Source organism: Burkholderiales bacterium, from assembly GCA_035518095.1.
Classification (GTDB): domain Bacteria; phylum Pseudomonadota; class Gammaproteobacteria; order Burkholderiales; family JAHFRG01; genus JAHFRG01.
The window spans coordinates 1-7,496 of record DATIXX010000021.1; the positions used below are offsets into that span (position 1 = coordinate 1).

Annotated in this window: 7 protein-coding genes and 1 tRNA gene; 2 read left to right on the plus strand and 6 right to left on the minus strand. The window is 52.7% G+C overall.

Features of this window, described 5'->3' with window-relative positions:
* Positions 1-16 precede the first annotated feature (16 nt).
* The 3 genes from VLV32_04110 to VLV32_04120 all read right to left on the minus strand — a co-directional run bounded on the left by VLV32_04110 (position 17) and on the right by VLV32_04120 (position 2,630).
* Positions 17-871: a CoA ester lyase gene (locus VLV32_04110; protein HUL41079.1), complete on the minus strand. Its 855-nt coding sequence runs from the start codon at positions 869-871 to the stop codon at positions 17-19.
* Positions 872-1,380: 509 nt separating this feature from the next.
* On the minus strand, positions 1,381-2,154 hold the full coding sequence (locus VLV32_04115) for a hypothetical protein (GenBank protein ID HUL41080.1): 774 nt from the start codon (positions 2,152-2,154) through the stop codon (positions 1,381-1,383).
* Between the two features lie 399 nt (positions 2,155-2,553).
* A tRNA-Arg gene (locus VLV32_04120) sits at positions 2,554-2,630 on the minus strand.
* A gap of 119 nt (positions 2,631-2,749) precedes the next feature.
* Here VLV32_04120 and VLV32_04125 point away from each other — a divergent pair.
* Positions 2,750-3,529: a hypothetical protein gene (locus VLV32_04125; GenBank protein ID HUL41081.1), complete on the plus strand. Its 780-nt coding sequence runs from the start codon at positions 2,750-2,752 to the stop codon at positions 3,527-3,529.
* A 25-nt stretch (positions 3,530-3,554) separates the two neighbouring features.
* Here VLV32_04125 and VLV32_04130 read toward each other — a convergent pair whose 3' ends face one another.
* The gene (locus tag VLV32_04130; GenBank protein ID HUL41082.1) at positions 3,555-4,232 is read right to left on the minus strand and encodes an ion channel; all 678 of its coding nucleotides are present in this window, start codon (positions 4,230-4,232) and stop codon (positions 3,555-3,557) included.
* A gap of 373 nt (positions 4,233-4,605) precedes the next feature.
* Between VLV32_04130 and VLV32_04135 the strand changes: the two genes are divergently transcribed.
* The gene (locus tag VLV32_04135) at positions 4,606-5,016 is read left to right on the plus strand and encodes a hypothetical protein (protein HUL41083.1); all 411 of its coding nucleotides are present in this window, start codon (positions 4,606-4,608) and stop codon (positions 5,014-5,016) included.
* Between the two features lie 5 nt (positions 5,017-5,021).
* Here VLV32_04135 and VLV32_04140 read toward each other — a convergent pair whose 3' ends face one another.
* Positions 5,022-6,389 (minus strand): carbohydrate porin, encoded by a 1,368-nt coding sequence (locus VLV32_04140; protein HUL41084.1) that lies wholly within the window; start codon positions 6,387-6,389, stop codon positions 5,022-5,024.
* Positions 6,390-6,514: 125 nt separating this feature from the next.
* On the minus strand, positions 6,515-7,378 hold the full coding sequence (locus VLV32_04145) for a transporter (protein HUL41085.1): 864 nt from the start codon (positions 7,376-7,378) through the stop codon (positions 6,515-6,517).
* Between the last annotated feature and the right edge of the window lie 118 nt (positions 7,379-7,496).

A 7,496-nucleotide genomic window follows, 5' to 3' on the forward strand; every position in this document is an offset into this window, starting at 1 on the left:
CTTGCGGTTTTGGGTGTCAGGCCGCTTTGCGTCCGGCCAGTGCGACAGTGCGTTGTGCGGCCTTCACCACCGGCACGTCCACCATTCGCCCGTCTACTTGGCAGGCGCCGCCGTGAGCCTGTTCGAACGCTGCGACGATGCGTTCCGCCCGTGCGAGTTCCTTTGGATCTGGCGTGAACACCGCGTTGATCGGTGCGATCTGCGCCGGATGGATTGCGAGCTTGCAGGAGTAACCGAGCGCCTTGACCATCTCGGTCTCTTTGCTCAGTCCCGCTGCGTCATGGATGTCGAGGAATGGTACGTCGAGGGCAGCAACTCCGGCGGCGGCCGCGGCTTGCACGATGCGGCTGCGCGCGAACAGCATCGGCTCCCAAGCCAAAGTGGCATGGAGGTCTGCCGCCAAATCGGCTCCGCCGAAAGCGATCGCAACGACCGAGGGGTGCGCGGCGATCGCTTCCGCAGCGCCCAGACCGCGACCCGTTTCGATCAGAGCCACGATCTGCGGCGCATCACCTGCTCCGGTTTCGAGATGGTGTACGGCAATCTCCACCTCGGAGACCGACTCGGTCTTCGGCAGCATGATGACCTTCGGCCGGCGAACCGCCGCGCCAAACGCCAGCAGATCCTTCAGCCCATCCTCGGTTGTGATGTGGTTGAACCGGACCGCCCAGACAAAATCCGCCGGAGCAGAAAGCGGCGCCTCAAAGAACCGCAGAGCTGCCTCACGGGCTTTCTCCTTCGACGGCAGCCCGACGCCGTCCTCCAGGTCCAGTACCGCCCCGTCCGCGCCGACAGCTGGAGCTTTACCAAACCGTTCCGGCCTATCTGCGGGGGTGAAGAGAAGGTTGCGCACTAGAGAAAGACTTTGCATGTTAATCTCGTATATCTATGCGCATGTCCGGGCACCAATACATTAACGAAAAGCCATTGTCAAGGGCTTGCACGGACAACCGGACATCAGTCAGTCGGCATTTTTGAATGTGCTTCGCGGCGATTCGCCGCTTTTTCGCAGAATTTCCAATAGCTTGGCCGAAGCGATCGGCCGAGGCGACTATCCGTGGGCGGGCAACTGCTGACGGAATTCACTTTATGCGGATGTTCGGTGCGAGCCGCTTCACCATCCGCGAGGCCCTCGCCGAACTTCGATCGCGCGGCCTGATCGCGAGCTGCCGCACAATTTCGACCTTCTCCGTCATGGCGCGCTCGCCTTCGAATTCCCAACAATAGTTTCCTAACAAAAGTCAAACCTCACGCACTTTGCGCTAGATCAAACACTTCGACTAAGGTACAACACTTCACCGCTGTAACGAGGTTGTCATAATGCGAAATCCGCAATTTGAGCCTCGAATAACGTCTGAGAAAATTCCTAAAAGTCTCGCTTCAATTTTTCCTTTCACCGCTTTCAACCCAGGCGGTATACCAGAAGTTAAGCAACATCTGACTCCCGGCAGCGAGTCTTGCCTCGGTAAATGCCAGCGATTGAGGCGTACCGTTATCACGAAACCCTCCAGCCTTCTCCAGCTGATAGACCCTTTCAACGAGGGCATTAGACGCATCGAGATATTGCAAATAATCCTTAAATGGATCTTTTAGTCTCAGGGGAGCACCGACGAGATTGGCGAAATCTTTTGCCGCGATATTGCGTGAAACGAATTCGGTTTCAAATTCGGCGTGGATGCCGGGTTCAGTTGTGTAATGATACGGGTTATTCCCGACCCAACCATCATAATGAATTGTTGTGTGTAACGGCTCAGCGCCGTCCGCCACATAATGCCCGAGCCAGTCGGCGTAGAAAACAATGTTCTGTTCCAAAACTTTCGTTGTCCGGTTTGCTTTTTTGTAGCTTCTATATTCCCGGAAGGCAACTTTAAGGCGCTCAAAGACTTCAATCGTTGCGTAGGGCAATAATCCCACGTGTTCCGGCAGCCAGCGGTCTTTGTCTTGCGTCTCGGCACAGCGCTTTTCGTCCAACAGCCGGTAGTACTCATAGCGGCCGTTCGGAAGTTCCGCAAATTCGCTCAACTTCTCGAGGTCAATATAATGATCTGGGGCTTGCGCATTCTTCAGAGCGTACTCGGTCTCATCTTTCCACCGATCCGGCTCGGGACCGAGATAGGCAAGCAGGTCCGCTGCCTCACGGAAAAATTTCGGCATAGTGGCAGGAATCTTCTGTGCAGCAACTTGATTAATGTATATATGCCCGTCGTTACCCCATGCCAAGCATAATGAAGGTAATAGCGCCAGCAAAATGATCAAGACGGGGCTTGCACGCATTCTGTGAGCGAAAATTTGACGGTATTTCATTTTGAATTTGGCTGGTTGATCACAAAACATTTCGAGCCCGACATTCATTGAGAAATGCCACAAAGTAACAAAGCTTGAACGATCGCGGGATTATAGACCTTCTTGTTTATCGTAACTCGAAGGAAGGTAGCAATTGAATATTGGACCGCGTATCCGGCTTGAAGCGGGTAACTGATGAGGAAAAGCTACCAATCAGCTACGGGCGCAGAAATAAAAAAGGCCTGCATTCTTGCAAGCCTCTGAATGTTCTGGCGCGCCCGGCAGGAGTTGAACCCGCGACCCCTTGGTTCGTAGCCAAGTACTCTATCCAACTGAGCTACGGGCGCATGAAACGAAATTATAGCAATCCCTGCTAGGTTGAGAAACAAAATGGATTTGCGTCAATTGCCGTTTCCAGCAATCCGGCTGTCTATTTTTTCGCGCTGCGCGTTGCTTCACCGGTACTGTGCGCGACACGCCAGCTGCTGAATACGGGCAGCGCAGGTGGCGTCACTTCCTACGTTGCGTGCAATATTCCTTGCCGGGTTTTCGTTGTTGTTTTAGCGATATGTCTCCCAGTATGATATCCACGAGCCAACAGTGGGGTTGGCAGATTGATAAAGAAAGCGCCAATGTGAGTGATGAGCCCGTTCAGATCAGTCGACCCGGCGTCGCCGAAGAACGTGACCGGAAAAAATACAAACGCAGCCTGAAAGAGTGGCTTGTCGACGAAGCCAAGAGATTATTCTTTATATTTGTCTATCTTTTCGTATTCCTCAGTTTGTTCTCCATTTACGAATCAATAATTCTGGCGAAACACCAAATAACTTACAGGCCATACGGATTTGCCCTCATTAACGCCTGGCTTCTGGCAAAGGTTATACTTGTCGCCGAAGACTTGCGTTTGGGAGGCTGGTTCTTCAAAGACAGGCCGCTCATTTATCCAATTTTGTTTAAGTCTTTTGTATTTGCTGTAGTCCTAATTTGTTTTTTTATCCTGGAAAAAGCGATCGTCGGGGTTTGGGAAGGCAAGGCGATAACCGAAAGCATCGCCGGCTTCGGCGGCGGTGGTTTGAAGGGATTCGTATCGGTAGGAACGATTATGTTTGTCGTAATGATACCGTTCTTCGTATACAGAGAGATTAGTCGCGTGATTGGTGAAAGCGAGTTGCGCTCACTCATTTTCACGGGCAGGACAAAGATTGAAAAACGTCAGTCGGAGGGGCAGTCGCCGGAAGATGCCTAACCTGTGAGGGAAAATGCCGCGTGCATCAAGGTTTCTTATCCACGACCGGATACACGCCAGTGAGGCGCGCGATCAAAATCGCCACGTACATCACGCCTGTCACCGTCTCAAGAATTGTCAGGAAGCGGGACTGTATCAGCGCAGGAGTAATGTCGCCGAAACCAGCAGTCGTCAGGGCGGTAAAGCTGAAATAAATCAGTTCCGCCACGTTGAGGGCCTTTGGTGAACCGTTGAACGCAAAGGCGCCGGGGTAGAAATATTCCAGCACTCCGTATAGGAATGCCCACAATATCGCAACCATGATGTATGCGGCAACAGCGCCATAAAGTTTGTCTGCGGTCATCCGGTCGCGGCGCAGCACGTAATGCAGGAGGTGCACCAGGGTAAAAGCATAGAACACCGCGCCAAAACCCCAGGACAGTGCAAAGTGTCCCGGCGAGCCCGATTGCAGCGCCAGGATCTGAAAGCCCAGCGTCGGCAAACCCAGGATAATTGCTATGACAAATGAGAGCCTGGAGCTCGCAACGGCCGCGACCGCGGTCACCAGAACCATGACGTTGACGAAACTAATTATCCGGCGGCCGTAGACGATATCGAACAGAAATGGCATCGCTATCAGTAAAGCGAGCAGCGCCAAAAAAAGGAAAAAACAACGCTGCTCGAGAATCTTCGACAGGCGTGGTTGAACCGTTGCGATTTTCACGAGAAATTTTCCTTTCTCACCGCAGTCAATGTTGTCGCCGGAACCAAAACGACATTGAGTTTGTCAGGCACAAAGAACCCAGTTGAAACTACCGCTAGAACGAGCTCGGTAACAATGTTGAAAGCCAAGTATGCACCCGGACGCATGATAATTCGCCCACGTGGGCCATGCAACGGTTACCCATTGAAGAGTACACGTTTTCAGCGATAATTGTGGCGCCACCGCGCAAAATCACCGCCTGCTGACATAGCATAGTTGCGCGGCTTGATCTGTGGTACAGGTATTGCGGGGGGATCATTTGTAGGGGTGAGCAATGCTGGAAAATATTGTGAGATTTTTTTTAGAGATGCATTTCCATTATACGGAGCAATTTGTGACCGCGCTCGTTCCCATGACCGCCACCGTAATCTGCCATGGCGCAGGAATGCACCTCGTGCGTCGCTATTTCAGGCGGTTTGGTTCCTCACCAAATATACGTTCAGCATCACGCACTATGCGTACGCTAATCGTGGTCGTCATTGTTACGATCATGCTGGCCACGCATTATTTGGAAATTATCATTTGGGCCTGGTTCTATCTTCTGACCAGCATGATTCAGGACGTCAGAGCCGCAATGAGTTTTTCGGTAGAGACGTACACCACGCTGGGGGCAACCAATATATCGCTACCCACGCGTTGGCAGGGACTCGAGGGATTTGAAGCGTTGACCGCAATGCTGATGTTCGGCTGGTCGACGGCTATGCTGGTGGCCGTAATTCAGAAATTTCAGAACATAGAGAGCTGATTCACCTAGAACAGCAACTGGAGTCGGACGCCAAGAACCTTCGCGGTGTTTATGCCCTGCAAACCGAAGGGATCAACTTTTTGTTGTTTTTGCGCAGGCCGGATTATCTGCAGGTCCGGTGTCAGCAACATCCAAGGCGTCAGGGCAATTTTGTAGTATGCCTCGAAACCGTATTCATTTCTTAAAAGCGATAGATTCACTGATATCCCATTCGAAGCCTGTCCCTGAAGCGTAATATTGCTCACTTTAATATAGTAGTAGCCCAACCCGAACTCGTCATTGGGCCGACGGGGAATGATGCCTTTACCTCCGACTCCCAGGCTGTAGAAGTACTGTACAGGATTGGGATTTCCGTCTGAGGCTCCCAACCGTCCAAAAATGCCGACACCTTGACCGGAGGCTTTGTTGGGTTCATATAAATACTGATCAAAATTATAATAGACGTCCCAAGAACGATCCTTGTTTGCAACCGTATTGTTAACGACGATAAAGCGCAGGTTCTGGCCAAGCGAAGTGAAGGTTTCGTTTGAATATTCCACGCCCAAAAGCTGGTGTCCGGTGTGCCTGAGAAAATCGGTCCCCACCCTACCCTCGCCTGCAAAAGTCAATTTGTTGGCGTCCAAATTATTAAAGCCGCTGGTTTTCGCATTGCCGTTGGTTTGAAGAACGGAAAAAGTTACGATGGCCTCATTGGGGTCTGTAGTCGGCGATATGTTCACCGCTGCGCCCAGAGTGGAAAACGGCGTCACTAATGACGTAACCGGATCCGCGGTCAACGCGTTATTGAGGAATTGAGTGTCGCCGAGTCCACCCGCAAACTCGTTCGCATCGGCGAAGGTTTCGATTTTTCCGATGATTAATCCAACATAGCTCGATAACGACTGCGTGATGGACAACTGGGCTATGTTGAGATTGTCGCCGTTTGGCAAAGGATAGAGCTGATTGCTGTTTACCGGCATGATTGCGCCGGTATTATTGTTAACGGATCTGGAAACATTTCCCTGAAGGTCCATGGTCAGAAGCCCTCCGGGCCACCATCCGAGTTTCTGGGTATCTGCATTAACTGTAAGATCCCCTCGCCCGCCGTACTCCCAGGTATGATCCTTGCCTCCGCCAACGACTCCCTGCTCAACCTGAGTCAGGCTCAGATCGGCGGTAATGCCTTTTACAGCCAGTTCATTGCGGGCCCCGCCCCAATCACCGGTGAGTGTCGAGCGTTTTAAGAAATCTCCTGAGTAGGTGGGCGATCCATTCTCCGCGCCGACTGAATTGCTGACGAGAGACATCCCGAGGAGAAGTGAGATCGCTGAAAAACGGCTGAGTGCCTCGACGAGGATGCTGGATTGCTTGCCCTGCGCCTTGGCCGCGTTCATTGCGTCAGTTCATTCGGCAGTTACTTTGTCTAATCGACTTCAGATTTGTCCGCTTTCCCATGAGCCAGAGCCAGCGACACAGTCCGGTACAGGCCGAAACGGACACTGCCAAAACATCGGTCAGGTCACGCGGCTGATGAAGAAGCCCCAGTTTCAGATTCCGTTCTAAAAGAGTTATTTCGGAAACAGGAACTGCACCTGGACGCGCAGCTGAAAGTCCGGCCGTTATTGGGGGTGACCGCATTGTAGTATCCCGACAACTGGGAGTTCACGGGAAGTTTACCCAGGTGAAAGATCTTTCCGATTCCGCCCCCGACTGGCACCAGCCAGCCGTCTGACTTCCAGTTGCTTGTCATGATAGGCGACGAGGTAAGGTAAAGAGCGCCACCGAAATTGTAATTCAGGAACGGTTGGAGCAAGAAGTTGTTGTATGCGGAAGAGCCGCTCGAGCCACCGACGGACCAGACGTTATTCGCGAGAAATCCATAGACCCATGGGTCACCTTTTTCAAGATGAAGTATCACCACGGACGGCCCGATTCCCCAACGGTCATGGCCGAGCGCGGTGTCCGTGTGGGTCGGCAACTGCACAATCGGGCCGGCTCCCCAGATTACGCCGCCCTCGGGGACGGCAGGGGACAGGAATCCGGTTAACTGAATGTCGCCAAGTCCATTAACGCGCTCCTGCCCTAGCGCTAATCCGGGCTGCGAAATGATCAGCATGATAGTGCGGGTGATGAGATTCCACTCCTGATTCAGCTCAATCGGGATTACAGACTGTATATTTAGAATGTTCTGCGTCTTGTTCTGCGGCCCGATATTGAAGTTGGTGTTGTTCTGAAATGGCACGCTGATCAGGTTGGCCACCGGTTTTTGCGCAAGTTTCGCCAACTCCGTAGCGGTCATCTCGGCGCGTGCGGGAACCGCAGTCACCAGCATCACCGCCAATCCGGCGGCGGGCAACCATCTTGATTCGAGTAGAGTCGTCATGGATTGCCCCTCTTCGTCAGGTGGTCGCAAGACCGAAACGTTCGAACGATCCTAATACCCCTGCGCCGGCCCGATCTGCGGCGCGCGCACCGGCTTGGCCATACCGTAGAAGATTGTG

Coding starts and splice junctions, on each gene's coding strand:
- VLV32_04110 (HUL41079.1), bottom strand. CDS start 871: ATGCAAAGTCTTTCTCTAGTGCGCAACCTTCTCTTCACCCCCGCAGAT.
- VLV32_04115 (HUL41080.1), bottom strand. CDS start 2,154: ATGCCGAAATTTTTCCGTGAGGCAGCGGACCTGCTTGCCTATCTCGGT.
- VLV32_04140 (HUL41084.1), bottom strand. CDS start 6,389: ATGAACGCGGCCAAGGCGCAGGGCAAGCAATCCAGCATCCTCGTCGAG.
- VLV32_04145 (HUL41085.1), bottom strand. CDS start 7,378: ATGACGACTCTACTCGAATCAAGATGGTTGCCCGCCGCCGGATTGGCG.